25 protein-coding genes are annotated in these 26,850 nt (G+C 33.0%); 10 read left to right on the top strand and 15 right to left on the bottom strand.

Going from position 1 to position 26,850, the window contains the following annotated elements; translation table 11 throughout:
- Nucleotides 1–119 precede the first annotated feature (119 nt).
- Entirely contained in the window at nucleotides 120–455 is a 336-nt protein-coding gene (locus JOD07_RS11650; RefSeq protein ID WP_158739030.1) for a hypothetical protein, read from the top strand.
- 107 nt (nucleotides 456–562) lie between these two features.
- Nucleotides 563–1,378, top strand: a complete 816-nt coding sequence (locus tag JOD07_RS11645) for a hypothetical protein (protein ID WP_204614085.1) — start codon at nucleotides 563–565, stop codon at nucleotides 1,376–1,378.
- A 72-nt stretch (nucleotides 1,379–1,450) separates the two neighbouring features.
- Here the strand turns inward: JOD07_RS11645 and JOD07_RS11640 are convergent, their stop codons facing one another.
- The 3 genes from JOD07_RS11640 to JOD07_RS11630 all read right to left on the bottom strand — a co-directional run bounded on the left by JOD07_RS11640 (nucleotide 1,451) and on the right by JOD07_RS11630 (nucleotide 2,626).
- Nucleotides 1,451–1,639, bottom strand: a complete 189-nt coding sequence (locus JOD07_RS11640) for a DUF6485 family protein (protein ID WP_204614083.1) — start codon at nucleotides 1,637–1,639, stop codon at nucleotides 1,451–1,453.
- A gap of 159 nt (nucleotides 1,640–1,798) precedes the next feature.
- Complete coding sequence (locus tag JOD07_RS11635) at nucleotides 1,799–2,011, bottom strand: helix-turn-helix domain-containing protein (RefSeq protein ID WP_158739033.1); 213 nt, start codon at nucleotides 2,009–2,011, stop codon at nucleotides 1,799–1,801.
- Nucleotides 2,012–2,026: 15 nt separating this feature from the next.
- Nucleotides 2,027–2,626 (bottom strand): DUF2975 domain-containing protein, encoded by a 600-nt coding sequence (locus JOD07_RS11630; RefSeq protein WP_158739034.1) that lies wholly within the window; start codon nucleotides 2,624–2,626, stop codon nucleotides 2,027–2,029.
- A 341-nt stretch (nucleotides 2,627–2,967) separates the two neighbouring features.
- Here JOD07_RS11630 and JOD07_RS11625 point away from each other — a divergent pair, with 341 nt between their 5' ends.
- From JOD07_RS11625 to JOD07_RS11615, 3 genes are all read left to right on the top strand, one after another.
- The gene (locus tag JOD07_RS11625) at nucleotides 2,968–3,183 is read left to right on the top strand and encodes a hypothetical protein (RefSeq protein ID WP_158739035.1); all 216 of its coding nucleotides are present in this window, start codon (nucleotides 2,968–2,970) and stop codon (nucleotides 3,181–3,183) included.
- Between the two features lie 142 nt (nucleotides 3,184–3,325).
- Nucleotides 3,326–3,856 carry a glutathione peroxidase gene (locus JOD07_RS11620; protein WP_204614081.1) on the top strand — a complete coding sequence of 177 codons (531 nt, stop codon included), beginning with the start codon at nucleotides 3,326–3,328 and terminating at the stop codon, nucleotides 3,854–3,856.
- A gap of 189 nt (nucleotides 3,857–4,045) precedes the next feature.
- Nucleotides 4,046–5,509 (top strand): methyl-accepting chemotaxis protein, encoded by a 1,464-nt coding sequence (locus JOD07_RS11615; protein ID WP_204614080.1) that lies wholly within the window; start codon nucleotides 4,046–4,048, stop codon nucleotides 5,507–5,509.
- 214 nt (nucleotides 5,510–5,723) lie between these two features.
- Here the strand turns inward: JOD07_RS11615 and JOD07_RS11610 are convergent, their stop codons facing one another.
- A complete protein-coding gene (locus JOD07_RS11610) occupies nucleotides 5,724–6,230 on the bottom strand; it encodes a GNAT family N-acetyltransferase (RefSeq protein WP_180322425.1) in 507 nt (168 codons plus the stop codon).
- Between the two features lie 502 nt (nucleotides 6,231–6,732).
- Here JOD07_RS11610 and JOD07_RS11605 point away from each other — a divergent pair.
- The 5 genes from JOD07_RS11605 (at nucleotide 6,733) to JOD07_RS11585 (ending at nucleotide 11,615) form a co-directional block, all read left to right on the top strand.
- Nucleotides 6,733–7,926: an ABC transporter substrate-binding protein gene (locus tag JOD07_RS11605; protein WP_158739038.1), complete on the top strand. Its 1,194-nt coding sequence runs from the start codon at nucleotides 6,733–6,735 to the stop codon at nucleotides 7,924–7,926.
- 114 nt (nucleotides 7,927–8,040) lie between these two features.
- Complete coding sequence (locus tag JOD07_RS11600; RefSeq protein WP_158739039.1) at nucleotides 8,041–8,922, top strand: branched-chain amino acid ABC transporter permease; 882 nt, start codon at nucleotides 8,041–8,043, stop codon at nucleotides 8,920–8,922.
- A gap of 12 nt (nucleotides 8,923–8,934) precedes the next feature.
- Nucleotides 8,935–10,059 carry a branched-chain amino acid ABC transporter permease gene (locus JOD07_RS11595; RefSeq protein WP_204614073.1) on the top strand — a complete coding sequence of 375 codons (1,125 nt, stop codon included), beginning with the start codon at nucleotides 8,935–8,937 and terminating at the stop codon, nucleotides 10,057–10,059.
- 28 nt (nucleotides 10,060–10,087) lie between these two features.
- A complete protein-coding gene (locus JOD07_RS11590) occupies nucleotides 10,088–10,900 on the top strand; it encodes an ABC transporter ATP-binding protein (RefSeq protein ID WP_158739278.1) in 813 nt (270 codons plus the stop codon).
- On the top strand, nucleotides 10,887–11,615 hold the full coding sequence (locus tag JOD07_RS11585; protein ID WP_204614071.1) for an ABC transporter ATP-binding protein: 729 nt from the start codon (nucleotides 10,887–10,889) through the stop codon (nucleotides 11,613–11,615). Before JOD07_RS11590 ends, JOD07_RS11585 begins: the two co-directional genes overlap by 14 nt.
- Before the next feature lie 89 nt (nucleotides 11,616–11,704).
- Here the strand turns inward: JOD07_RS11585 and JOD07_RS11580 are convergent, their stop codons facing one another.
- The 11 genes from JOD07_RS11580 to JOD07_RS11530 all read right to left on the bottom strand — a co-directional run bounded on the left by JOD07_RS11580 (nucleotide 11,705) and on the right by JOD07_RS11530 (nucleotide 26,841).
- The gene (locus JOD07_RS11580) at nucleotides 11,705–14,365 is read right to left on the bottom strand and encodes a cation-translocating P-type ATPase (protein WP_204614069.1); all 2,661 of its coding nucleotides are present in this window, start codon (nucleotides 14,363–14,365) and stop codon (nucleotides 11,705–11,707) included.
- A gap of 277 nt (nucleotides 14,366–14,642) precedes the next feature.
- Nucleotides 14,643–15,698, bottom strand: a complete 1,056-nt coding sequence (locus JOD07_RS11575) for an ABC transporter permease (protein ID WP_204614067.1) — start codon at nucleotides 15,696–15,698, stop codon at nucleotides 14,643–14,645.
- Complete coding sequence (locus tag JOD07_RS11570; protein WP_204614065.1) at nucleotides 15,688–16,983, bottom strand: HlyD family secretion protein; 1,296 nt, start codon at nucleotides 16,981–16,983, stop codon at nucleotides 15,688–15,690. The genes JOD07_RS11575 and JOD07_RS11570 overlap by 11 nt, the downstream gene beginning before the upstream one ends.
- 13 nt (nucleotides 16,984–16,996) lie before the next feature.
- Nucleotides 16,997–17,866, bottom strand: a complete 870-nt coding sequence (locus JOD07_RS11565) for a carbohydrate ABC transporter permease (protein ID WP_204614063.1) — start codon at nucleotides 17,864–17,866, stop codon at nucleotides 16,997–16,999.
- The gene (locus tag JOD07_RS11560) at nucleotides 17,867–18,715 is read right to left on the bottom strand and encodes a carbohydrate ABC transporter permease (RefSeq protein ID WP_243144511.1); all 849 of its coding nucleotides are present in this window, start codon (nucleotides 18,713–18,715) and stop codon (nucleotides 17,867–17,869) included.
- Between the two features lie 11 nt (nucleotides 18,716–18,726).
- Entirely contained in the window at nucleotides 18,727–20,241 is a 1,515-nt protein-coding gene (locus JOD07_RS11555) for an ABC transporter substrate-binding protein (RefSeq protein WP_158739045.1), read from the bottom strand.
- A 154-nt stretch (nucleotides 20,242–20,395) separates the two neighbouring features.
- A complete protein-coding gene (locus tag JOD07_RS11550; RefSeq protein WP_158739046.1) occupies nucleotides 20,396–21,964 on the bottom strand; it encodes a HAMP domain-containing sensor histidine kinase in 1,569 nt (522 codons plus the stop codon).
- Nucleotides 21,957–22,637: a response regulator transcription factor gene (locus tag JOD07_RS11545; RefSeq protein ID WP_158739047.1), complete on the bottom strand. Its 681-nt coding sequence runs from the start codon at nucleotides 22,635–22,637 to the stop codon at nucleotides 21,957–21,959. The genes JOD07_RS11550 and JOD07_RS11545 overlap by 8 nt, the downstream gene beginning before the upstream one ends.
- A gap of 220 nt (nucleotides 22,638–22,857) precedes the next feature.
- The gene (locus JOD07_RS11540; protein ID WP_204614061.1) at nucleotides 22,858–24,126 is read right to left on the bottom strand and encodes an ArsB/NhaD family transporter; all 1,269 of its coding nucleotides are present in this window, start codon (nucleotides 24,124–24,126) and stop codon (nucleotides 22,858–22,860) included.
- Nucleotides 24,127–24,317: 191 nt separating this feature from the next.
- On the bottom strand, nucleotides 24,318–25,880 hold the full coding sequence (putP, locus tag JOD07_RS11535) for a sodium/proline symporter PutP (protein ID WP_204614059.1): 1,563 nt from the start codon (nucleotides 25,878–25,880) through the stop codon (nucleotides 24,318–24,320).
- Between the two features lie 145 nt (nucleotides 25,881–26,025).
- The gene (locus JOD07_RS11530) at nucleotides 26,026–26,841 is read right to left on the bottom strand and encodes a DUF92 domain-containing protein (protein ID WP_158739050.1); all 816 of its coding nucleotides are present in this window, start codon (nucleotides 26,839–26,841) and stop codon (nucleotides 26,026–26,028) included.
- Between the last annotated feature and the right edge of the window lie 9 nt (nucleotides 26,842–26,850).

The following is a 26,850-nucleotide window of genomic DNA, read 5'->3' as shown; positions in this document are numbered from 1 at the left end:
CAAAATAGAACCATAAAACAACCCACAACACAACCAACCCACAAAATATAATAGTCATCAAAAAAACCCATAGAAAGTAAATTTAATTTTATACATAATAAATATGGAGGAATTATAAAATGGATAATTCAACAAATGAAAATATGAAATATTGTAGTTTTCATAAAACTTATCATCCAATATCTGAATTTGAAGATGATCTGAGAACAAAGGATGGAAAAAAGAATATTTGCAAAGCGGCATATCAAGAAAAGTATGGAAGGAAAAAAACGAGTATGAGTGACCCCATAGACATCATTAAAAAATACTTCAAAGAAGAACATCCTGATCTGTATAAAGTTATACAGATTAAAGCTATTGCTAAAGAAAGGACATTTATGGAAGTGTTGGTAGATAGTATTGAAATAGAAGAGGAGTATTGGGAAATTATTAAACAAAACAGGGATTATAATTAACATAATATTTCTATGGTAAACACAGTTGTGAATATTTGTTTTTGCTTAAAATAATTTCTGCATCTAGTGTACTATTTTTTAAATAGATAAATACAAAAGGTGATAATATGCTAACTGATGAGATCTATAATTTTTTAAGTCAATATAATTGGAAAGTACTTTCAAGAATGTATGGAAATTCTCATAGCTCAATAATCGGCTTTATTTCAAATGGTTGGCTTGCAAAAGGTAACAATTGTTTTATCTTTGACGGAGCACCTGCTTCTAATATTGGTAGTGGCAGAGAAGGGCAAAGAAATGCTGACATTCTTTTATGTAAAAATGAAAAACCATATGCAGTGGTGGAAGTTGAAACCAATGTAAGTAAATATAAAGATAAAATAGATTCTATTATTAGTTATATGGATAGCAACAACGATTTTAATGGAATTAGATTTGGCTTAATGATTATGGCAAATTTTCGCACTAAAGAAAGAAAAAATAAACATAACTGGGATGAAATCAAAAGGTATATTGCAGAAAAAGAAAAGTATCCTATTGCTTTAGTCTCTATAGAAAAATCAATAATGAGTTTAGATGACAATGTACTGGATTTATTAAGAAAAAGAAATGAATATTATAGTCATACAGTAGATAGAATTGATTACTGGATATATGACAAAAAAATATCAGAAGGAAATCTGCTGGATATAAGAAAGGCTATCGACTTAAAGGATGATAGCAATATAGAAAAAATAATCAGAGAAATCAATAAAGATGAATTTACCGTATTAGATGTATATGATTTTATAAAAGGAAATTACATAGCCACATGGAATGAACTTGTTAATGAAAGTAAATTAAGAAAAAGTAATTATACAATTAAAAATTACTTATCAAATATCATAATAAAATATTCAAAAAAACAGCATTCAATAATTTAGGAACATATTCCATATCCAAAACCCGGCAATCGGTTCAGAATACCTACAGATGAAGAAAAAGAAAGGTTTCTTTTATCTGTTTTTATAATCATTATAAAAATTTTCAACAGAGCGGTCATATGTTCTTTCACCGGCTTCTGAGAATAGACAGCCGAGAACTTCTCCATTTCTTTTATGGTAAGCGATGCATTCACAGCATTTTCCGTGTCTTGAGCATGAAGTGTAAGTACATGTACAATTTACTTTTGGATTACAACTCATAAAATCCCCCTCCTTGAAATATTTGATTATATTATAACCCGCTATAAATTCCAACGCAAACATCAATTCGATATTTTGATCTAATATTGTTTTTGATGTTTTTTTAATATTCATATTAAAACACCTCTTGCTAATCATTTTAACAAGAGGTGTTTTCGATTACTCATCATCAGATACATATTCCAAAATGTCCCCAGGCTGACATTCAAGTACCCGGCATATTTCATTAAGTGTAGAAAACCTTATTGCTTTCACTTTTCCGGTTTTTAAATTCGAAAGGTTAACGATCGATATGCCCACTTTTTCAGCCAATTCATTTAGTTGCATTTTTCGGTCTGCCAAAATCCTGTCTAATCGAATGATTATCGCCAAGTTATCACTCCTGTTCTAAAGTGTCGTGTCATATTCCTGTTGCAGATATGCTCCATAATGAAATATTGCACTTAACAGAATCAATAATATTCCTATGAAGAGCAGTTCAACATTAACGGTGTAAACAGCTTTCATATTATTTAAATCAAAAGCGTGTATGATTTTATTGATTACGTAGGCCTTTGATACTGGAACACATACAGAGCCTGCAATAAAGGTATAGCCTATATGCAATATATTTTTAGCATTTTTTTCATGAAAAGGGGCATTATCTACGACATTTTTTAATATATCTTTGAGTTGTTTCAATATATTGGTGATCAGTAATAAAGCAAAACTTACTGCAACAAGAAAGGATGAAAATATTGAATTTAAATCTACCCCATCAAAATCTTTAGCAGGAATCCTAAACTGTATGATTTGATCAGGGCTGATACTAAGCGTACCGTTAGAATTAAGGCTTATTGGAGCAAAACCAGTTGGAAAAAACTTAGATCCAACAAACAATAAGAAAGAGAATACAGTTAAACTAAAGAAAATCCAATAGCATACATTTAAAATTTTAGACATGACTTTTGCTGTTTTATGATACTTCAGTAAGTATGGCACGTTCATTTTCATCTACCTCCAATATTTTCTATTAAATTTATAACTCAATTATACAATCAAGTTTAATTTATGTCAATAATTATTTAATGTTTATCGTTATATATTTAATTTAAAAAATTAATAACGTCTATATCATCAAATCTTTGACAAATTACTGCCTGGTAATTAAATTCATGCTTTCTTTTTAAAATCAAAAATAACTTAAAATTTTAAAGCAAATAATAATTCTTTAAGATATTTTTAATTCGTGTGGTTAATGCTGGATAATATGATATTGCTTTAATGTCAAAAAATACTCACATATTTCTCTTCATAAAAAGTCATAGTAACTTTATGGAGGTGAAAAAATGTCGAGAAACGATGGAAATAAAGAGCGACGACAGGGCATTAAAAAGATGGCAAGGACTATGGAGAACATTGCAAAAAACGAAGCTCTGCTAGAAGAATCAGCAGATGAATTAACGCCTAGTCAATTAAAAGAAATTCGTGCCGGTCAAAGCAATAAAAAACGATATTTGAAGGAAGCATTAAATACAATTAAAAACAACGGACCAATTCAATGATCAGACTAATTTCATAGTACAAACATTTAAAAAGGGAACAAAACCAAGGTGTTCCCTTTTTAAATTAAATGCAGCTATAATAATATCCTCCTAAGGGAATGATAATATGGAGCGGAGTAATTAAGAAATAAGGAGGATGTTTATGAAAATATATGACTATACTGTAAAAAAAGCAGATGGAAAAGAAGTTTCGTTAAGAGTGTATGAAGGGAAAGTACTGCTGATTGTGAATACTGCTACAGGATGTGGCTTTACACCCCAATATGAAGGCTTAGAGAAACTTTATAAAAAGTATAAAGACAGAGGCTTTGAAATTTTAGATTTTCCCTGCAACCAGTTTCTTAATCAGGCTCCAGGGACCAATGAAGAGATCGTTAATTTTTGCAAAACCAATTATAACACCAGTTTTGAAACTTTTGCCAAAATAGAAGTTAATGGAGAAAATGCTGATCCACTTTACAAGTTTTTAAAACAAGAAGCACCGAAGGATATAGATAATGGCCAGATGGAGGGATTACGCCAAAAACTGAAGGGAAAATTTTCAGTGGAAGAAAATGAAATTCAATGGAATTTTACTAAATTTTTTATCGACAGAGATGGGAAGGTAGTAGGAAGATTCGCTCCTACCGTATCACCTGAAGACCTAGAAACTCATATTGAAAAATTATTATAGCACTTTCAAGTCAAAGGCCAAGGATCATCCCTTGGCTTTTTTGATAAAACTTTCAAAAATAAGTTAATAAGTTTAAATATTAATTTATTTAAAAAATAATATTTATATCTTCATTAAACTAATGTTATAATATATAATTGTAACATAATGTCTATTAGTTGTATTAATGAATTTTTAAGGGGGAAACATATGTTTAAAAAAGAAAGAAAATGTCACGAAGTTCATTCAGTCACAAATTATGTTCAGGAAAAATTAAAAGGAAATAATGTACCTAGTCCCAATGTTACTCACGGTCCCCATATATTTATTCTGGAGCTTTTTGAAAAACTATTAAACATGAGCATGTCCAATAAAGATCTTCTCCTTAAATTGCTCAATGAATCGGCTGCTTTAAGTAATTTTGATATTAATCTATCCTTTATTTCAAAGGAATTAAATAAATTCGCCAATGAATTAGCCCATTCCAGTGAATCCAATATGGCGGTTGTTGAGCAAACAACGGCAAGCATGAATGAAGTTACCCATGCAATTACAAATCATGCAAGTATTTTAGAGGATTTGTCCATTAAATCTGAAAATCTAATGGATGACAATAAAAATACACTGCATTTATTAGAAGAAATCAATCAAATTAAAACTATTGTATTAAAGAATTCGGAAATTATGTCTCAAAAGATAGGGTTATTGGAAGAAATCTCTACTAAAATGGATAATATTGTTTCAGGTGTTGGTTCTATTGCTGAACAGACTAATTTATTAGCGCTTAATGCCAGCATTGAAGCAGCAAGAGCCGGGGAACATGGAAGAGGATTTTCTGTAGTTGCAGAAGAAATTCGAAAGTTGGCATCAGATACTAAAACCAAATTAGAAGAAATGCAAATGTTTACTGGAAATATAAGAACTGCAACGAATGAAGGGATGGAAAGTGTGAATCATACCATTTCCTCTATGTCTGACATGTCACAAAAACTCGAAGTAGTAAATCATTCATTTAAAGAAAGTGTAAATCATCTTGAAATGACTGTAAAAACCATCTCGGAACTGGCCAGCATGATGCAGCAAATCAATGCTTCTTCACAAGAAATTTCTACGGCAATGACAGTTGTTGCAACAGAATCAGAAAATATCAGCCATATGGCAAAAAAAGTTGCAGAAGACTCAGACAAAGCTCATAATTATGCCAACTATATTGGAAAAGTTGATGACAACGTTTCTGAAATAGTTAAACAATTAATGGAAGCGGTAAATGAAGGCGCCCATCCACTGTCAAATGAAGACTTTATAGCAAAAATTGAGGAAGCAATAGATGCTCATATCAAATGGGTAGATACATTAAAGCAGATGGTTGAGGATCAACAATTAATGCCAATACAGACAAGTGGACGCAAATGCAAATTCGGTCATTTTTATCATTCTACCAAAATCGAACATCCGACACTTAAAGAAGATTGGGAAAAAATTGATGCCGTTCACAATAATTTGCATAAACTGGCTCTGGATATTATGGATGCCATTGAAGAAAAAAATCAAAATGCATGTGTGAACACTTTGAGAAAAGCTGAGCAAATGTCCGGTGAAATTATTGAGATATTAAATAGCATTATAAAGAAAGTAAAAGAGTTAGATCAACAAGGATTAAGTGTTTTCAGATAAATTTTTCTACTTTTCTTTTTTTTAGCTATTACTATTCGTTAAAGTTGTGTTTCGCGAATAGTATTACGAGTAATAACATACCTATTTTTTGCTTCTTTTTGAAACTGATGTCATGTATTCTTCGATATGGCTACAAAAATTATTATAAATTTGAAATGAAACTAAAAAAATCCGCGATTTTAGCGGATTCTATTTTCTAATATTTAGTTTAATTTTATCTGTTAAATTCTGCAGCCAATTGATCCAAAGCATCCCCAGTAACTCTGTATACTGTCCATTCGTCCATGGGAACTGCACCCATTTTCTTATAAAATTGTATGGATGGCTCATTCCAGTCTAAGCACCACCATTCCAATCTTCCACATTTTCTTTCAACACACAAATGAGCAAGAAAAGAAAGCATCATTTTTCCTATACCCTTTCCCCTCATCTCAGGTTTAACATATAAATCTTCAAGATAAATCCCTGGTCTTCCTAAAAAAGTAGAGAAATTGTGGAAGAATAATGCAAAGGCAACTGGTTTATTTTGATATTCACCGATCACAACTTCAGCGGCCTTTTTTTCAAACAGAGATTCTGTCAAAATTTCTTCTGTCGCCACAACTTCATCTAACATTTTTTCATAATCTGCTAATTCCTTTATAAATTCTAAAATTAAAGGTACATCTTTTCTCTCTGCAAGTCTTAATTTGAAATCATCCAAATTAGTATCTATAATCATTTTTTTACCTCCTATGACAAATATATTTGCATGATTTTGATATAAATACAATACTTGCTTATTTTCATTAATATATAATATATAAAATAGCATTAATTGGATAAAAATGCAATAAATTATCGTATTTAATTCTTAAGTAAAAAGCTCAAACTTATTAACCATTTAAATATTCAATAATTTACTGAACCTGAATTAATAACGATCACCTTTTCTATTTTTTTGAATTTTTACTGTATTGAAATTTCAAATCAGAGTTATCATATAATTATTTAAAATAATTAGTTTAATACAGAAATATTTTTTTCCATCAATCATTTATAACAATTGATTTTCCAGATAATTTACAATCTTTTATTAAAAGAAATAAAAAATCGTGAAAAATTTATTCTTTCTCTTGAATTCACATTGCTATAGTGTTATACTACTAAAATATAATATTTATAAAAAACAAATGTCTTCACTACAAAGACGTTGAAAGAGATTATGAAAGGAGAAATGATTTATGATGAAACGCAAATTATTAGCACTAAGCCTTAGCTTCTCCTTGTTTGCAGGTTTATTTACCGGCTGTAGCAGCACTCCTGCTGGTGAAAACGGAGGAAGCGCCAACGGCGACAAAGTAATTAAAGTAGGAGTATTTGAACCCCTTACTGGCGAAAATGGAGGAGGTGGCTTTCAGGAAGTTCTAGGTATTCGCTATGCAAATAAGGTTTACCCCACTGTTGATATTAATGGTGAAACCTATAAGATTGAATTAGTGGAGGTAGACAATAAAAGTGATAAAACAGAGGCTGTTAGTGCGGCACAAAGCTTAATTGCTTCTGGTGTTAAAGTTGTTTTAGGCTCCTATGGTTCCGGTGTTTCCATTGCAGCAGGTGATTTCTTTGCAGATGCACAAATCCCTGCAATTGGAGCTTCTTGTACGAATCCTCAGGTAACTTTAGGAAATGATTACTATTTCCGTGTATGTTTCTTAGATCCATTCCAAGGCACTGTAATGGCTAACTATGCATATCAGGAAGGTGCTAAAACAGCAGCAGTTATTACACAGCTCGGGGATGACTATTCATCCGGTCTTGGAAGTTATTTCGTAGATGCTTTCAAATCTCTTGCCGGTGAAAATGCTATCGTGAGCGAAGAACAATTCCAAACAAACCAAACAGACTTTAAGGCAATTTTAACAAACGTAAAGGCAGCAAATCCTGACGTTATTTTTGCTCCTTCTTCAATTGCTACTGCTCCATTAATTATCAAGCAAGCACGCGAACTTGGAATCACAGCAAAAATTATGGCTGGTGACACATGGGAAAACTCTTCCATTATTGAAAATGCAGGAGAACATGCAGAGGGTGTAGTTCTTTCGACTTTCTATGATGAAGCAGATCCTGCTACTGAAGAGGCCGCTTCTTTTGTGAAAGGTTTTAAAGAATACTTAAAAGAAAACAATCAGTCCGAGATCATCCCAGCAGTATCTGCTTTAGGCTATGACGCTTACTTAGTTGCACTTGAAGCTATCAAGCAAGCACAATCTACAGATTCCGTTGCTATTCGCGATGCTTTGGCTAAAGTTGAAATTGATGGTGTTACTGGTCACATTTCCTTCGATGAAAATGGGGATGCTAAAAAAGACATGGCATTTATTAAAGTAATTAAGAATGGTGCATTTGAATTCTTAAAGACCGTAACAGTGCAATAATTGATTTTAAAGGCTGCCTGCAAACTTTTTTGCGGTAGCCTATGTTACTTTTAGTGATATATAGGAAATTATTTACTCATCAAGTAAATATTAAAATGTTTTGGAGGGCAGCACATGAGTCTATCAACTATATTTCAGCATCTATTAACAGGTATATCTTTGGGTGGTGCGTATGCATTGATTGCCATAGGCTATACGATGGTATATGGCATTCTAAGATTAATCAACTTCGCCCATGGAGATATTTTTATGATGGCAGGTTATTTTATGATTTTTGCAATGGTAAGTCTTCCATGGCCAATTGCAATTCCATTGGTATGTATTTTAACCATTGTTTTAGGTGTATTAATTGAGCGTGTAGCTTACAAACCCCTTCGCTCTGCACCTCGTATGTCAATTATGATTTCGGCAATTGCTATATCCTATTTGCTTCAGAACCTGGCAACATATTTATTTACCGCACTTCCCCGTGCATTTCCGGAGATACCGTTCCTTAAGAAAATTTTCCAAATAGGAAATGTATCTTCCTCTTTAGTAACTTTTATCACGCCAGTATTGACCATTATTTTGGTTCTAGGTCTTATGTTTTTAATTAATAATACAAAAATAGGTATGGCAATGCGTGCAGTATCGAAGGATTTTGAAACAGCACAGCTCATGGGAATTAAGATCAATAATGTTATTAGCGCAACATTTGCAATCGGTTCTTTCCTAGCAGCGGTTGGCGCCATCCTTTATTTTACAGATCGAATGTCCGTAACTCCTTTTAGTGGAATGCTTCCTGGATTAAAATGCTTTGTTGCTGCAGTTCTCGGTGGAATTGGCAGTATTCCCGGTGCTATGGTTGGTGGTTTTGTGATCGGATTATGTGAGACTATTTTGGTAGCAATGGGATATTCCACATTTAGCGATGCATTCACTTTTACATTATTAATCATTATCTTATTGTTCCGTCCGACAGGATTGTTCGGCGAAAAAATTATCGATAAGGTATAGGAAGGGGCTCGTATGAAGACATCAAAAAAAGTAATCTATTCGTTAATTCTTGCTGTTATTACTCTTGCTTTTCTTTTCTTACTTGAAAGCAACAAAGCTAAATATGGGATGGCTTATACAGTACTGACAAAAGGTATCATTTTGGCGGTAGTTGCAGTTTCTATGAATCTTGTTACAGGATTTACAGGTCTTTTTTCTTTAGGGCAAGCCGGTTTTATGGCAATAGGGGCCTATGTTACTGCTATTTTCCTCATTCCTATGAATAGTATCGAAGAAGTGTATTATATGAGCGGTGTTTCACCATCTATCCTTGCATTAAAAAGCTGGTTGGAAACTACTCCTTCTTGGTTCCAGGCTATGCTTCCTTATATAGCTTTAATAGCAGGAGGACTAGTAGCTGCTTTATTTGCAGCATTAATCGGAATTCCAGTATTAAGACTAAAAAGCGATTATCTGGCAATTGCAACCTTGGGCTTTTCTGAAATCATAAGAGCAATTATTTCAAGTCCACAAATGGATACTATTACCAATGGCTCCTATGGTCTTAAGAAAATACAAGGGTTTTCTTCATTGATCCAAGTATTTCTAATTGCTGCAGTGTGTATTGCATTCATGATTCTTTTAATACGCAGTACCTACGGGCGAGCTTTTAAAGCAATACGAGAAGATGAAATTGCCGCAGAAGCTATGGGTATTAACCTTTTTAAGCATAAATCCATGTCCTTTATTATTGGTTCTTTCTTTGCTGCTGTCAGCGGAGGAATGCTTGCTATGTTTATGCGTTCAATTGATGCAAAAACCTTTACAGTATCTTTAACCTATGATATTTTACTGATTGTTGTTATCGGTGGAATTGGCAGTGTTACAGGAAGTATACTCTCTTCCATTCTGGTAACTGTGTGTAAAGAATGGTGGCTTCGTTTCTTTGATAATCCTTTATATATTGGAAATTTCCAAGTACCTCTTTTCAGAACAGGATTCCGTATGGTTATTTTCTCAGTAGTATTGCTTTTAGTTGTACTCTTCTATCAGAGAGGGCTTATGGGAAGAAATGAATTTTCATGGGATCGATTTGCAAAAAGCATCAATAAGCTAAGATCGAAGTCCTCTAGTAAAGGGGGTTCAAAAATTGCCTAAAAATATTTTAAGACTAGAAGATATCACAATGCAGTTTGGCGGCGTAGTGGCTGTAGATAATCTTTCATTAGAAGTCAATGAAAATGAAATAGTTTCATTAATAGGTCCTAACGGTGCCGGGAAGACAACTGCTTTTAACGTTATTACAGGTGTTTATGCTCCTACCAATGGCGCTGTATATTTTAAAGATAAAATGATTGCTTGCAATTATCCCAAAGGACCCATGAAAAAAATTTATGCAGGGCAAAATTATGGGAAATATACAACCACAGTCAAAAAGACTCCGGATCAGATTACAAAACTTAATGTAGCACGTACATTCCAAAATATTCGACTTTTTAAAGACTTAACTGCTTTTGAAAATGTACTTATTGCAAAACATATGCGTTCTAAAGCAAATTGGCTTTCTGCCACTCTTTGTTTAAATTATAAAGAAGAACAAAAAATGCAGAAAGAAGCCTTAGAACTTTTAGATATTTTAGGTTTGATGGATGTAAAAGATGAAATCGCCAGCTCTCTGCCTTATGGTCAGCAACGACATCTGGAAATTGCCCGTGCCCTTGCTACAGAGCCGGAATTACTGTTATTAGACGAACCAGCGGCAGGTATGAATCCTCAGGAAACCCAAGAATTAACTGAATTTATTCATGATATACGTTCAAAGTTCAATTTAACCATTTTTATGATTGAGCACCATATGGATTTGGTTATGGAGATTTCTGATCGTATCTATGTATTAGACTTTGGAAAATTAATTGCTTCAGGAGTTCCGGAGGAAATTCAAAATAATCAGCAAGTTATAGAAGCGTATTTGGGGGTACCAGATGATGACGAAGAATAATTTATTAACAATAGAAAATCTAAGTGTCTCCTATGGTGGTATTAAAGCAGTAAAAGGAATCAGCTTAACGGTTCCAGAGGGTGAAATTGTTACTTTAATCGGGGCCAATGGTGCTGGTAAGAGTACCATATTACGAACGATTGCAGGACTTGTTAAGCCTGAAAGCGGAAAAATTTCATATCGTGGTGAAGATATAACAGGAATTGCTACTAATTCTATTGTTGAAACAGGGATTACCTTAGTGCCAGAAGGTCGTCGTGTGTTTCCTGATCTTACCGTATTGGAAAATCTTAAAATTGGTGCCTATTTACGAAAAGATAATCTTCAAGAAGATATAAACAGAGTATATAAACTCTTCCCAAGACTTCAAGAACGTTCATGGCAGCTGGCCGGAACCTTATCTGGTGGGGAACAACAGATGTTAGCATTGGGTCGTGCCCTTATGAGCAAACCAAAATTAATTATGATGGATGAACCTTCTTTAGGACTTGCTCCGATTGTTGTAAACGATATAATGAAAATCATCACAAATATTAATAAAGAAGAAGGAATGACAATTTTACTCGTTGAGCAAAATGCAAATCTCGCTTTAAGGATCGCCCACCGTGGATATGTTTGTGAAACTGGGCACATAACTATGGAAGGAACAGGAACAGAATTATTAAATGATGAAAATGTCAAAGCGGCTTATCTTGGAAAATCTAAAAAGAAATAAGGATTAAAATAAAAAGGAATCTTAACCCCCAAATAATAATTAAGGGTTCAGGTTCCTTTTAAATTTATATATCTTACTTAAGCAATAGGTTATTCTTCGTTTTCCTTTAATCTCATAAAGCTCTTTATGATTTCATTTACGATTAAAGGAATTAAAGCAAAGACCATTACCAATCCCCAATCACCTAGACTTAAATTGTGAACATTAAATGCTTTTGCCAAAACAGGAATTGAAATCACTCCAAATTGCAGAATGAAACCTACTATGATTGCCCCTATTAAATACATATTGCTCAATAAGCCTATCTGGAGGATTGATTTTGTAGAGTGTCGTATGGACAATGAATAGAACAACTGTGATCCTGCCAGTACAACAAAGGACATTGTTCTTGCATAGGTCAGAACATCTTCAGGTATATGGGTAGAACCCAAAGTATATCCATATTCACTTAACCCAAAATAGAAAGCTGCTAAAGTGAGCAAACCAATTAAGGTTCCCCCTATAATTGCTCTTATTCCTGCTCCTTGCGCAAAAAAGCTTTCCTTAGGATTTCTTGGTTTCTTTTTCATAACGTCTTTGTCACCTGGATCAATTCCAAGGGCTATAGCTGGTAATGAATCGGTTATGAGATTGATCCATAATATTTGGGTTGGGAGCAATGGTACTGGCCAGAAGAACAGGATTGAAGCAAATACTGTAAGGACTTCTCCCAAATTACAGGATAATAAGAAGATAACAGATTTTTTTATGTTGTTGTAAATATTTCTTCCTTCTTCGATGGCATGAACGATGGTTGTAAAATTATCATCGGTCAAAATCATATCGCTGGCACCTTTTGAAACGTCAGTTCCGGTTATTCCCATAGCAACGCCTATATCTGCATTTTTTAAGGAGGGTGCATCATTGACACCGTCTCCGGTCATGGACACGATATTTCCCTGGGATTTAAAGGCTTTAACAATTTTAACTTTATGTTCGGGTGAAACCCTGGCAAAAACCTTATAGTTATTGATCTTCTCAGCAAACTCCTCATCTGACATTTCATCTATTTCTGACCCGGTAATACTCTGTTCTATAGACTCTGCTATTTCAAGTTCTTTAGCAATGGCAACAGCAGTATTTTGGTGGTCTCCTGTAATCATTACCGGGGTAATACCTGCCCTTTTGGCTTCTCTTATAGAATCCTTGACTTCAAATCTTGGAGGATCGATCATTCCTACAATACCGATAACTGTTAAATCTTTTTCCATTTCTCCAGGAGCCAGTATCTTATCAGTATCTTTAAAAGCTGCCCCCAGGACTCTTAAAGCATTATTAGACATTTCTTCTGCAGCTTTTAAATAGGCAAATCTTACTTCCTCTGTTAATGGTACGATTTTTCCGTTTATAAGGGCATGAGAAGAAATTTTTAATATATTGTCTATTGCTCCCTTTGTATGAACCCTGTAACCATTTCCTTCTTCATTTAAAGTTGACATGAGTTTTCTGTCAGAATCAAAGGGATTTTCTGCTACTCTTTTGTTTTTTGAATTTAATTCTCCTTTTATAAGATTATATTTATTTCCAAAACCGATTAATGCAATCTCTGTGGGGTCTCCTGTACCTTCACCGTTTTCATATGTTGCATCAGAACACAAAACTAAGGTTTTAATGAGTTCTGTTTCATCTTTGGAGGCAACAATACTGGTTTCTGTAGACGAAACCTCTTTTAGGTTGCTGAATGTATAGTATTTTACTACTGTCATTTTATTTTGTGTAAGAGTACCAGTCTTATCAGAACATATGATATTTACGGCCCCTAAAGTCTCAACTGCCGGCAGTTTTTTGACTATAGCATTGATTTTAGACATTTTTGTTACACCAAGTGCCAGCACAATAGCAACAATAGCGGCAAGCCCCTCAGGAATAGCTGCCACTGCCAGACTGATTGCGGTTAAAAACATTTCAAACAAATCTCTTTTTTGAAACAGTGAAATAGCAAATATAAGTATACATATTCCAATAGCGATAAAACCAAGAGTTTTTCCAAGCTCCTCTAATCGCTTTTGTAGAGGCGTCATTTGCTCCGTATCTTCATCCAGTATTTTTGCTATTTTACCAATTTCAGTATTCATAGCAGTTCCAACCACAACACCCTCTCCTCTTCCATAAGTAGCAAGGGTGGACATAAATGCCATATTGGATTGGTCTCCTATAGGTGTTTTGGGATCTTTGTAAAGAGCATTTGCATCTTTGTCTGTAGGTACTGATTCGCCAGTTAATGCAGATTCTTCGATTTGAAGATTCACGCTTTCTATTAATCTAAGGTCTGCCGGGATGAATCTTCCTGCATCAATAATTACGATATCACCAGGTACAATTTGCTCAGAACTGATTTCTTTAATTTCTCCATCCCTTCTAACAAGAGACTTGGGTGTAGTCATCTTTTGAAGTGCTTCAATTGCTTTTTCAGCTTTATATTCCTGGACCACTCCTATTAACGCATTAAGAATCACAACTAAAAGTATGATGATTGCATCTACAAATTCACCTATGATCATTGTTATTGCAGCTGCGCTTAAAAGAACGTAGATCAGCATATCATTAAGCTGGGCAAAAAACAGTGAAACCAAACTTTTCTTTGGTTTTCCTTTAAGCTTATTGGGCCCATATCTTTCAAGCCTCGTCTCAGCCTCTTTACTGGTAAGGCCAACAGCTGGATTGACATTAAGTTCTTCCAGTACTTCTTTCTGGGTTTTTGAAAACCACATCGTTAAATACCTCCTTCACTTTTTAAGGGAGAACCTGAAAACCAAATAAAAAAGACCTTCAGCGAATTTTACTATAAAAATAAAATTTCGCTAAAGGTCTTACAGCTTTGACATATCAAAGGATAAAGCCAGGCAAAATATACCGATTGTTGACTTTATCTCCTGTATCAGGCAGTTACTCCCCTTTAACAAAAAACATATTTAATTATGTAATATTATACCATTACGAATGTAGATTTTCAATATTTAATTTTCTTTAAATATGGAAAATCATAAATTATTGATCTTTATACAGTATAAAAGAATATATTAAAGTAAAAAATAAAATCAACAATAAAATAAATAGTATGTTGGAATATATCAATGACTTCTCTATTGAGGTAAAAATATTCATACTATGACTGCCAGAGCAATTAATTATGAAAAAGGCAGATAAATCTTTCCACTTCAAAAACATTTCAAAAGTATACATTACCAATAAAACTATAAAGTATATTAATGCAACAATCAATCCGAAATGCCCAATCAACACGCCGAAAATTTTTGCTTCTTTTCTAAAAAGTTCTCTTAAGTAGTTTTTGATCAACAACCGACGAAAAATCATATATTGATTTGTAAGCCTATGTATAACCCATTTTATTTGCAGTAATAACAGGATTATTAACATGAATGCACATGAAGCAATCGCTTTTTCTTTGATCATTAGAGTTAATGAATTTAGATTAATGAAATCGTAATGGTCCGTTGTTATTCCCAGATTTTTGTACTGGGCTTTTATATATCCCTCTGAAATGTCTCTATCTAATAGTGCAACGAATACTTTAGGTGACTGATTCAATAGCGTAATGGGTATATAAATATTCTTATTTTTTTTATCTTTATCATTTATAACTCCTATAACTCTATAAATGAAGCGATCTATGATGATTTCATTTCCAATACAGTCGTTACCACCAAAGATATTAAAAGCTGCATTCTCATTGAGCACAGCAACTTTGCTTTCCTGCACCTGAGAGGATTTTGGAAAAAAACCTCCATTGACAATATTATAATTTAATACAAATGGATATGCATAATTGGTTCCTTTTATACTGACAAGATGATGTTCATGAATTGCCCGTATCTTTTTCTCTTGCTCTACTAAATATGTCGTTAAGAATTTTTCTTCATTGACTTTCTCTATTTTTTCGATTGGAACATCTACTGTGTAATTTGAATTTGGAATAATCAATACTATATCGTTGTATTGCTCATAATCTTGAAAAAATCCGATAAAGATCAATGGGACTAGTAATGTCAATGTTAATATGAATAGCATATATTTAATTTGCAAGAAAATCCTCCTCATTTTCTACTTTTACTGTTACACCTTCCGAAATGGGCTTGTCACTTAAGTAAGCAATGGGATCAAAATAATTTACTCCTTTAACAATAACCGTATTGGTATCATCTGAGTCTCCTATGTAGACTTTAGATTTTTCAACATAATATTCTTTGCCCATAATTCCATCTCGTTGTTTAATTTGATAAAGGTAATACCCCTCGTGATCCTGATGAATTGCACCATTGGGGACAAGAATATATGACTTTTCACTTTCTTTTTGAAATAACACGTCAAAAGTTTCTCCCATGACATTCTCCTTTGATTGAAAATTGATTGTAATTTGTTTCATATTTTCGATAGGGGTAATCTTTTTAACAGTTCCTTCTACTCTATACGAGGCGTTTGAAAGCTCGCAAATATCTCCAACTGTAATAAAGTTATTGCTAAGAGAAACATTACATTTTATCTCATATTCAGTCCCTACACCAAAACTCATCATAAGCTGATTCTCATTGATTTTCTGTCCTGATTTGATGGGAATAGATATAATAGTAGCATCCTGGGGAGCATAAATAGTCTTATTTTCTTCATATTTTGATAGAATATCAAGATATGTTTGTTCCTGTATTGAAAGATCTTTCAAATCCAGTTCTTTTGATTTTATATCCTGATTAAATGATTTCAATTCAGCTTGATATGCTTTTAATTGTTTAGAATGTTCTTCTTTCTTTGCAGCTAAAGTATTATATAATTTTTGTAAATTATATTGGATGTTACTTAATTCTTCTTGTGAGATTGCTCCAGCTTGATATAAAATCTTAAGTTTTTGCAGGTTTTCTTCTTCTTTTTTGATTTCTGCTTTTTCTTGGTTAAATACTTCACTTTTTAAACCATCTATTTTTTCTTGGATTTGCTTTATATTCTGATTGATTTTTTCGATATCAATATGAATTTTCTTTTTGCTGATCTCAAGTTCACTTAATTTTTTATGCACTTCTTCTTTATCAAAACTAAGATGGAAAAGCGCCTGCCCTTTTGAAACATTTTCACCTTCTTCCACTAATATTTCCTCTACTTTTCCGCTTACTTCCACATAAATTTCTCCTATGTTTGCCCAATTGGAAATCCCTGAAGCTTTCTCGATCTTCTCTAATTTACCGTTTCGCGGTAAAACAGCAGTTACTTTAGGCAAATCATGTGTATAAATCGTCTTTGAGAAAAAGATGGAAAGCAATAAAAAAAACATAAATGAAAGACTGATTGATTTAATATTTATTTTTTTACTTTGATTCATTCATATGACTCCTTTACTTTATGCCAGATAATTCAATTCCTTTTTCTAAATCTTTTTGTCCTAGTATTAAAAACCAAATAGGCACAAACATATAAACACATGAGGCTGCAAAAATTAATCCGACTTTACCTTCGGCGATTCGTGATAAGTAAACGGATAAAGGTTCTCGATAATATTCTTTTATAAAAATTACGGCTTGCTCTACCAAATTCCAATATTCTATAAAAACTAATATGGAAAGAGCAGAAATTCCTGATTTCATTTGAGGAACAACAATATAAAGAAAGATATAACCTATACTTGCTCCATCTACTGATGCTGCCTCGAAATATTCTTTGGACATTGCCTTCATGTTTTGCCGTAGTAAAAACGTTCCAAACGGAGCAAAAATACCTGGTAATATGATTGCAAGATTACTGTCCTTAATTTGAAGAGTATCTGCAATAATATAGTTCGGAACTATGACTGCCTGCAAAGGCATCAACATTACAATGACATACAGCCGAAATAAGGCTTCTTTGTACTTCCATTGCCATAAAGTAAAGCCATAGGCAGATAATAAAGAGACGAGAACATTTCCAATCACAACAGGAAAAGTTATTTTCATTGAATTTGTCAATAAAACCAAAAAAGAAGGCTGAGCAATTAAAACTTCTTCATATTGCTCCCCAGAAACTTGATCAGGAATCAGTTTCATGTCCACAAAAGCATCCTTAATACCTTCTAATACATCAAAAAGTGATAATTGAGTGGAATAATGAAGCATTATTTCTTTTTCACTCATAAAAGAATTGGTAAATGTAACTATCAGTGGGTAAATAAAAAGAATGCCCAACAAAAATAGGGCCATGTAATTCAATGTATGTATCATTTTCTTCTTCACCTAACGCACCTTCTTTTCTAATTTAAATAAAATTTGAGTGGACATAGTAATCGCTAAAACCAGTACGCAGGTAGCTGTGGTCAGTTTCTGATAATTAAGAGAATGAAACATATTATTCATAAAATGCTGCAACGTATAAATGCTGTCGTGAGGATAATTCCCCGCAATAAGATAAATTTCTTTAAAGATTTTAAAAGAATCAATGATTGATAGAATTACGATAACAATAAGGGTAGGTAAAAGATGGACAAGCGTAATTTTAAAAAACTCCTGTATTTCACTTGCTCCATCTACCTTTGCTGCCGCATAATATTCTTTCGGAATAGAACTGAGGCCTGATAAAAATAAAACGATATTATATCCCAGACTTTTCCACACAAAAACCCCAATCATCACATAACGAGCTAAGCTTGTGCCTAACCAGTTGACGTTATCAATACCGATTCGGAAAAGAAGATTATTTACATATCCATTGTAATCAAAAAGCATTTTCCAGAAATAAAGCATGGAACCTGATGGAATGACTAAAGGTATCAAAAACAACAATGTAAAAAGCTCTTTTTGTCCAGTCATTTTATGGATCATCAATGATATTCTTAAGGATAAAACAATATTTACGGGAATACTGATTCCCATAAAGATTAATGTATTTTTTAATCCATTAAGATACGATTTGCTTTGAAACAAATCAATAAAATTCTGCATCCCTACGAAATTTCCATTGACAGGTTTATCAACAAAAACATACCTTAATGAGGTTAAAAACGGACATATGTAAAATAATAAAAATCCTAATAAACTTGGAAGTATAAATAAGAAAGGCCAATCCATTTTCTGATTTTTAAGCATTTTGCAAACCTCTATTCGTTCAGATACAATTCTATTTGGCTTTGTAACGTTTCTGCTACCTCTTCCGCTGTTTTTGTGCCATCAAAAAAATAAGGAATTTCCTGTTCAATCATTTCATTAATCATGCTATCCTGCATCAAATATGTATTTAATTGATTAACAAATCTATTGAGTACTGAAAAGTACTCTTGAAAGATTTTCTTTTGCGCTTCTGTTAATTTTTCGATTCCTAAATTTTCTTCCGGTGCAAAAAGCTGTCCAGTAATTTCTAATTTTGCCCTTTCTTCCATGGCTTTTTTATGAATTGGACATCCTATCAATTTCATTGATGTTTGCATTTCTTCACTTGCTAAAAACTTAATAAACTCCCAGGCTGTTTTTTTATTTTGTGAATTTGAATTCATTCCAAATCCCATGCGTAAATCAAAAGGAATTTCTCCCTGTTCATTGGAAAGTAATCCGGCGATTTTATTGTCTCCTGTATTTCCAAGTATTGAACTCAGGTCAATTGAAATTTTTCCGGATTTTAAGTCCTTAAATTCATACACTAACATTCCTTGATCTATTGCTTGATAAAAGTATCTTGGAAGGCCATTTTGCCCGGTACCCATTTTTCCAACTACAATGCTTACCTCAGTATTTTTATTGCTGCCTTTTTCAAGATTTACCACGCTTTCTATTACATAGCCATTTTCTCCGTACTCTTTTGCAGTTTCTAGAATTTTTCTGAAGGTTCCATCAGTGAAATTTGCAGTTCTTTCCTTAAAATTTAGAATTTTATTGTAATGCTCTTTTAAAAGAACTTGAAACATTTTCTCGCAATCATAAATATTATACATTTTTGAAGTATTTTCTTGTTTTTTTTGATTTTGAAAAGAATTGTAAGCTATTTCTGTTAATTCTTCATATGTAAAAGTATCTTTTTGAGCTAATTGATCTTGGGCTTTTTTATCCAATAAAGTTGTATCATAGCTTAGATATTGAAAAGAATAGCTTATAGGGAAAAGATATTGTCTTCCTTTATATTGAACCGCGTCAACAATATTTTGAAGATAATTTGAAGGGATGAATTCTTGATCTTCTTCCATATACTTCTTTAGATCTTCTAACTGACCTTTTTCAGCATATTTATAATAAGGAAGCACATCCATAGCTAAAAGATCCGCTCCCCCCCCACTCATCAATTCCGTATTGATTTTATTAATATAGTCAATTTTGCTCATATCATCATCGTTGCCTATTGTTATAACAGATGCTTTTCTACCATCTTCAGTGGCGGACGTTTTCACTTCTGGCATAAGTGAGAATGTTTCTATATTCACCTTTGTGCCAGGATATTTTTTTTCGAAAGCCTTGGCGGCTTCTTCAAGATAATTTTTATACAAAGCACTCTCAAAGCAGGATACAGTAATCTCTCCTCCTATTTTTTCGGTTATATTTGTTGAAGCTGTTTCATTTCGATTGACACAAGCAACTGTAGAAATAGCAATGATTGAAGTTAAAACTAATGCACTAAACTTTTTCATATATTTCCTCCTAATAAAAATTTATTTGAATAGTGGCCCTATTCATTGATTTCATTTTAGTAATTTAACATGAAATATATGTGAATCTAATATGTATTTAATATGAAAACTCCTTATACTGAAAAACCTCATAAATTAGACTTAAAAATCTAACTTATGAGGGTGCATTGCATTGAGGAGCTTTCTGAAAATAAATATTAAATTTTAATCCTAATTTTGTATTCTCTAGTTTATATGGAAGGTTTAAAGTTTCTAAATTCTTTTTTACAATGTACAATCCTAACCCAGTTCCGTTTTTATATTTATGCCTATTTCTACTATAGTTTCTGGTGTAAAAAGGTTCAAACAACTTTTCGAGATCATCAATTGGGATAGGTTCGCATTCGTTTTCAATAGAAAGTATTCGTACTTCTTCTGTTTCTGAAGTAAAAATATGAATTTGTCCATTAGGTTTCGTATATTTTACAGCGTTAGAAATGATATTAGAGAGCGTATTCTCTATGATCGTTTGATCAATATAAGCTTCTAAATTCTTTTTATCTAAAAATAGCTTCAGTTTATTTTCTTCAATTAAAATCTTATTGTTTTCTAAGTTCTTCTCAATAATTTCCCATAAATCTATCTTTTCCATATGCAATATATATTCTGTGGTATCCAGCTTAGAAGCTTTTAATATCTCATGAACCAGCTTTGACAAATGATCGATTAGTTTTTTACATTCTTTTAAATATCTTTCTTTATCCTGATATCTACCTACATGATCAATCATACCTTCAATCATGCCGTTTATTGCAGTAATTGGTGTTTTTAACTCATGACTTGCAGCACGCATAAAATCTGTTTTCGACTTTTCCAATAAAGATACCTTTTCCATTTCACGTTTTACATTCTCAATATTGGCGCGAAGTTTTATATAGAGTGCATTAATATTATCAGATAACTCTCCTAATTCATCATTTGTGTTTATTTTACAAGAAATATTAGGTCGAAGACTTTGCATTTCTGCTGCTGTTTTCGATAAATGAATAATTGGTTTTGTCAATTGCTTAGAATAAAAATAAGCAGCTACTAAAGCAATCAATAGATCAATTAGCAGCAAATAGGGAATTAAAGAGATCATCACGCTTTTTGCTTCATCAATAGGCTGTAATGTACTTGTAATTGTAATAGAAGCGATCGCAGTATTATTTACTTTTTTAGTCATTTCAATATGTGACGCATCCATTGAGTTTCTCATTTTTAAAACATAACCAGAAGGAATTCCCTCTAAAGCGATTGATTTGGGATTTTCTAATATAGTACTTTTGCTAATAACTGCATGATGATTTAAATCGCCATCAGTTGAATCTTCAGTCAAATCTTTATTCGTTTTCGCTAAAGTAACTGTAATTCGTTTTGAATCTTCTGCCGAAACAGAATACATGGAAACAAAAGGAGAAGATAAATGGGCTACTAATTCATCAGATGAATTAAAAGCCATGACGGTGGCATTATTATTTAACGAAAAGTCCGAAATGAACTGAGCCAGTTCATCTTCTGTTTTTGCACCGTCTATTTCTGAGACTAACTGATCAGCTCTTTTTTGCAGTGTTTTATTTTTAGTGTATAAATAATAGTCTGGTAAAATAAAAAATAAAATTCCAAAAGAGATAAGCACTATAACTGTGATCAAAAGAGAGGTAAAGGCAAAGGTTTTTAAAAGAATTCCCTTTTTCTTAAGCATAGGCTTCTCCTGCCTTTTTCTCAATTTTATAACCTACGCCTTTCACTGTGATAATGATATTTGATTTAAACTTTTTTCGTATATTTTTAATATGTACATCTACGATTCTTTCGTCACCAAAGTAATCATATCCCCATACCAAATTAAGTAATTGCTGTCTCGATAGAACTTTTCCTTGATGCCACATTAATGTTTTTAAGATTTCTAATTCCTTTAAAGTCAAATCAACTCTGGATCCGTTTTCAAAGGCTTCATAACTATCCACATTAATCGATATACTTCCTATTTGCAATATATCACTATGTTTTCCAATTCGTCTTAAGAGTGCCTCCACTCTCTTGACCAGTAGCTTTGGAGAAAAAGGTTTTGTAATATAATCATCAGCTTGTCCATCAAAACTAATGAGTTGTGTATATTCATCGTCTAAGGCTGTTAACATAATAACTGGAGTTTGCCGATTGGAACGGATCCTTTTTAATATATCTAAGCCTGATATTTCAGGAAGCATTATATCGAGAATATACAAATCAATCTCTGTATGTAACTCCATCATTTCTACTGCTTTTTTACCATCTTCTGCTGTAATTACAATGAATCCTGCTGCTTTTAAATATTCTTCTACTACTTCCCTTATATTTTCATCATCTTCAACAACAAAAACCACATTCGACATTTAACCACTCCTTACATATTTTCATCCATAAGATTATAATACTTTAGTATGAATTTTGTGTGAAGTAGAACTATAAATATATCTTACGAATGAATTATATGTTCTACCCAGGAAGATCATCTGTTCATTAAAAAGCCGGATGATCTTCCTGGAGGTATATTTTTAATGGATAAATTAATCATAGAGCCGCTGAAAGATAAAATATATAAAATATTTAAGACTATCTCCAAATAAACCAAATGAGTATATAGCCAACCGTTACAGCCGTTAAGGTGAATGGGACACCGATTTTCATAAACTCTCTGTTGCTTACTTCATATCCGTTTTTTCTAAGAATGCCAAGAGCCGTAATATTTGCTGAAGCTCCAATGGGAGTTAAATTGCCTCCTAAAGTGGCTCCTGAAAGCAGTCCAAAATAAAGTATGTAGGGATCAATATTTAATATTTTTGCAATTCCCGTAGTTACGGGTAGCATGGTTGCTACATAAGGAATATTATCAATGAATGCCGAAAAGAATACAGAGGCCCAGACAAGAAGGCTATAAATTGCAAAAATATTGTCTTTGCTGATTGTGACGAAAATCTTACTTATGTCTTCTATGACTCCTGCTTCTGTGATTCCCCCCACTACAACAAAAAGCCCAGCCAATAAAAGAATGGTATAGTAGTCTATTTCTCTTAAGGCTTTTAATACGATTCCAAGATCTTTAGATTTATAAAAACTATTCACCAAACCAATATAAAATAATACAACGCAAATCATTCCGTTAGTGATGCTGGGTTTATCAGGTATGAAGGATACAAAGATCAATAATATAATCATTCCAATGAGAAGTACTGTTGGAAAATAGTCTTTAACGATTGTTCTGCTTATGGATTTAACTGGTTTTGTATAATCTTTAAATATATACATCAAAGCAAAAATGGAAGATATTGCACCGGCTTGGACGATCCAAAACATCCCGGGTTTATCTTTAAAAAAGAAAAAGTCCAAAAAGTCAAGATTTCCATAACCTCCCAAAAGAATTGAGGTGGTATCCCCCACTAAAGTGGCAGCACCTTGAAGATTGGATGAAACCGCAATAGCAATGATACTGGGCACAGGAGATACTTTGAGTTTTTTGGCTATATTTAAAGCCACAGGGGCTATCATCAAAACTGTTGCAACATTATCTATAAAGGCAGAAATAATGCCTGCAAACAGGGATAAAGCGATAATTGCCCATTTGACATTTGGAGTTTTCTCGATTAACAAATCTGCTAACAGGGCTGGCATTTTGGATTCAATAAATAAGGACACAATTCCCATAGTCCCTGTAATCATTAAAATAACGTTCCAATCGACGAAAGTTAAACACTTACCAGCAGGTATTATTCCGATAAATACAAAGATTGAAGCGGAAAGGAGTGCAATATAGGCTCTGATTTTTGGAAATACCAACAGCAAAATATATGTTGTAATAAAAATAATCATTGCAGTGATTTTCATGGATTCTTTCCCCCATATTTAAAATGGTTTCAAAAATCAGATACTTATAATCAAAATCAAAGGACAGATGCCACTATTTATATATGTTCGTATAATCTTAAGATATGACTTATCTTAATAAAAAAGTGTTGTGATCACAAAATTATGATCACAACACTTTTTTAGTTAATTGGTGTCATATGTACATTCAATTAGCATTCATATGTTTTTGCCAATTCAAATTCTTTTTGAATCTCTTGAGAAGGTTCTTCCGATATTAATGAAACTATTACGATAACAATGCATGAAATAATAAATGCCGGAAGCAACTCATATATTCCAAAGATGCCTCCTAAAGGTTTAAGCATTAATTTCCACACAAATACCATTACACCCCCAGATATCATACCAGCGATGGCACCAGATCGGGTAGTTCTTTTCCAGAATAATGAGAAAAGCATAATAGGTCCAAAAGTTGCTCCAAAACCAGCCCAGGCAAATGAAACAACAGTGAATATAACACTTGTTTCATCAAGCGCAATGATCATACCAAGAATAGAAATTAATATTAATACCACTCTGGATACAACCATAACTTCTTGGTCATTTGCATTCTTTTTGATAACACCTTGATAGATGTTTTTGGCAAAAGCGGAGGCTGCAATAAGAAGATAAGAATCTGATGAACTGATGGTTGCAGCAAGAATTCCTGCCATAGCAATTCCTGCAAATAATGCAGGCAACAATTTAGTAGCCATTAAAATAAAGATGCTTTCAGCAGAGCTCTGAGTAAGAAGTTCGCTTGGATACAATGCTCTGCCGATCATACCAATAGATACTGCTGCAAAAAGAGAAACAAAACACCAAACAGTTGCAATTCTTCTGGACATAGTAATTTCTTCGGATTTTCTGATTGCCATAAATCTTAACAATACCTGAGGCATACCAAAATAACCTAACCCCCAGGATAATGTTGAAAGGATGGTTAAGAATCCATAATGTCCAGCTTCGCCAAATAATGGTTTGCCAGCTTCGCTAACCTGTTGAACGCCGTCAACTACTGTAGGTTGCGCAATTCCAAAAAATTCGAAAAAGCCAGGTATATCTTTAGCATTCTTTAAAACTGCTGAAATGCCGCCAGCAACAGAAGTACCAACTATAAAGACAAAAACCAATACAAAAACCATAACGATTGCCTGCATAAAGTCAGATACACTTTCAGCCAAGAAACCACCTAATATTGTATATAAAACTACGAACAAGGCTCCTGCAACCATCATGTATTGATATTTTACGCCAAATAACGTACTAAATAGTTTTCCAACTGTAACAAAGCAACTGGCCGCATAAACTGTAAAAAATATTAAGATAAACAATGCTGCAATAGTCATGATCACTTTTTTATTTTCTTTAAATCTGTTGCTGAAAAAATCCGGAACAGTAATTGCGTCCCCAGCCACAGCTGAATATCTGCGAAGTCTCTTCGCTACAAAAAGCCAGTTAACATATGTACCTATGCCCAAACCTATCGCCGTCCATATAGCATCACTTAATCCACACCAATAAGCAACTCCAGGCAGCCCCATGAGCAACCATCCACTCATATCAGAGGCTTCAGCACTCATTGCAGTAACCCATGGTCCAAGGGTTCTGCCTCCAAGAAAATAGTTCTCACTGCTTTCATTGGCACGTTTTGCATAATATAATCCTATGCCAATGACAAATGCCATATAGGCACACATGGCAATAAAGATCTGTAGTTTGTCACCAGTCATTAACTTTCCCCCTTTAAGAATTAAGTATAAACTAGTGTATAATTATACTAAAAACCGTGCGTTTTTCAAACATTTTTCGAACTTTTTTTAATAAAATATTAGATTTAAAGATTATTACTTTTATATTTATACAATTTTATGCAAATCATCTACATAAAAGCAAGATTATAATTGTAGCTAACAAAATGCTCGTAAAATTAACAAAATCGTTATTAATTAATTTATATCCTCTGATGAGCACATTTGATTTTCCTTCTTCAAATGCTTTTTCAGTTTCTTTTTTTAAATTTTCATTATAATAAACAGCCTGAATGGTAGCACCTAGGATTGAATCTATCATACTGCCTAAGATTCCTCCTAAAATAATGAGTAGGAAAGCTTCAATGTATGAAAAAGGATTAAGGTTTAATTGAAATATAGTAATGATTATGATTGCAGAAAAAGCTATAAGCAATGAACCCAGAAAGGACATAAGTATTCCAAATAAGCTGACTGCTCCTGAGGTTCCCTTAGGTACTTTTTTAAAACTTCTTAAAGATACAGGTAATGATTTGCTGAATACTCCCAATTCACTGGCCCAGGTATCTGCATTAGAAGCTGCAAATGACACTCCGATCAGAATTAAATACATTGGATTAAAAGTAAAAGAATATAACAGAGAATACAGCAGTCCTACTCCGCCATTAGCAAAGACCTGATAGAAATCTCTTCCACCACTTTTTTCGTACTGCTTTTCTATTTCATTTTTATAATTTCTTTTTATAAATGTGAAAATAGTAGAAGTGCTAAAAAAAACAAATATAAGAAAAGAGCCATATAGGCCAGAACCAAAAAAGATTCCTGTACCGAGAATCATGGCCCCTATGGCTCCACTTAGCGTTAAAGCTTGCTTTTTATAAGCTATGTATGAAATGATCGTACTGGCAAATAGACCGATCATAATCTTTACTAAAAACTGCAAAAACTCACC

Origin of the sequence: Defluviitalea raffinosedens, from assembly GCF_016908775.1 — a bacterium.
In the GTDB taxonomy this organism is placed as follows: Bacteria; Bacillota; Clostridia; order Lachnospirales; family Defluviitaleaceae; genus Defluviitalea; species Defluviitalea raffinosedens.
This window is presented reverse-complemented; position numbering and strand designations above follow the sequence as displayed.

Bases quoted from the DNA above. Each gene is read 5' to 3' on its own strand.
- JOD07_RS11650 (WP_158739030.1), top strand. From the start codon at position 120: ATGGATAATTCAACAAATGAAAATATGAAATATTGTAGTTTTCATAAA.
- JOD07_RS11645 (WP_204614085.1), top strand. From the start codon at position 563: ATGCTAACTGATGAGATCTATAATTTTTTAAGTCAATATAATTGGAAA.
- JOD07_RS11640 (WP_204614083.1), bottom strand. From the start codon at position 1,639: ATGAGTTGTAATCCAAAAGTAAATTGTACATGTACTTACACTTCATGC.
- JOD07_RS11630 (WP_158739034.1), bottom strand. From the start codon at position 2,626: ATGAACGTGCCATACTTACTGAAGTATCATAAAACAGCAAAAGTCATG.
- JOD07_RS11625 (WP_158739035.1), top strand. From the start codon at position 2,968: ATGTCGAGAAACGATGGAAATAAAGAGCGACGACAGGGCATTAAAAAG.
- JOD07_RS11620 (WP_204614081.1), top strand. From the start codon at position 3,326: ATGAAAATATATGACTATACTGTAAAAAAAGCAGATGGAAAAGAAGTT.
- JOD07_RS11615 (WP_204614080.1), top strand. From the start codon at position 4,046: ATGTTTAAAAAAGAAAGAAAATGTCACGAAGTTCATTCAGTCACAAAT.
- JOD07_RS11610 (WP_180322425.1), bottom strand. From the start codon at position 6,230: ATGATTATAGATACTAATTTGGATGATTTCAAATTAAGACTTGCAGAG.
- JOD07_RS11605 (WP_158739038.1), top strand. From the start codon at position 6,733: ATGATGAAACGCAAATTATTAGCACTAAGCCTTAGCTTCTCCTTGTTT.
- JOD07_RS11600 (WP_158739039.1), top strand. From the start codon at position 8,041: ATGAGTCTATCAACTATATTTCAGCATCTATTAACAGGTATATCTTTG.
- JOD07_RS11595 (WP_204614073.1), top strand. From the start codon at position 8,935: ATGAAGACATCAAAAAAAGTAATCTATTCGTTAATTCTTGCTGTTATT.
- JOD07_RS11590 (WP_158739278.1), top strand. From the start codon at position 10,088: ATGCAGTTTGGCGGCGTAGTGGCTGTAGATAATCTTTCATTAGAAGTC.
- JOD07_RS11585 (WP_204614071.1), top strand. From the start codon at position 10,887: ATGACGAAGAATAATTTATTAACAATAGAAAATCTAAGTGTCTCCTAT.
- JOD07_RS11580 (WP_204614069.1), bottom strand. From the start codon at position 14,365: ATGTGGTTTTCAAAAACCCAGAAAGAAGTACTGGAAGAACTTAATGTC.
- JOD07_RS11570 (WP_204614065.1), bottom strand. From the start codon at position 16,983: ATGAATCAAAGTAAAAAAATAAATATTAAATCAATCAGTCTTTCATTT.
- JOD07_RS11560 (WP_243144511.1), bottom strand. From the start codon at position 18,715: ATGCTTAAAAATCAGAAAATGGATTGGCCTTTCTTATTTATACTTCCA.
- JOD07_RS11555 (WP_158739045.1), bottom strand. From the start codon at position 20,241: ATGAAAAAGTTTAGTGCATTAGTTTTAACTTCAATCATTGCTATTTCT.
- JOD07_RS11550 (WP_158739046.1), bottom strand. From the start codon at position 21,964: ATGCTTAAGAAAAAGGGAATTCTTTTAAAAACCTTTGCCTTTACCTCT.
- JOD07_RS11545 (WP_158739047.1), bottom strand. From the start codon at position 22,637: ATGTCGAATGTGGTTTTTGTTGTTGAAGATGATGAAAATATAAGGGAA.
- JOD07_RS11540 (WP_204614061.1), bottom strand. From the start codon at position 24,126: ATGAAAATCACTGCAATGATTATTTTTATTACAACATATATTTTGCTG.
- putP (WP_204614059.1), bottom strand. From the start codon at position 25,880: ATGACTGGTGACAAACTACAGATCTTTATTGCCATGTGTGCCTATATG.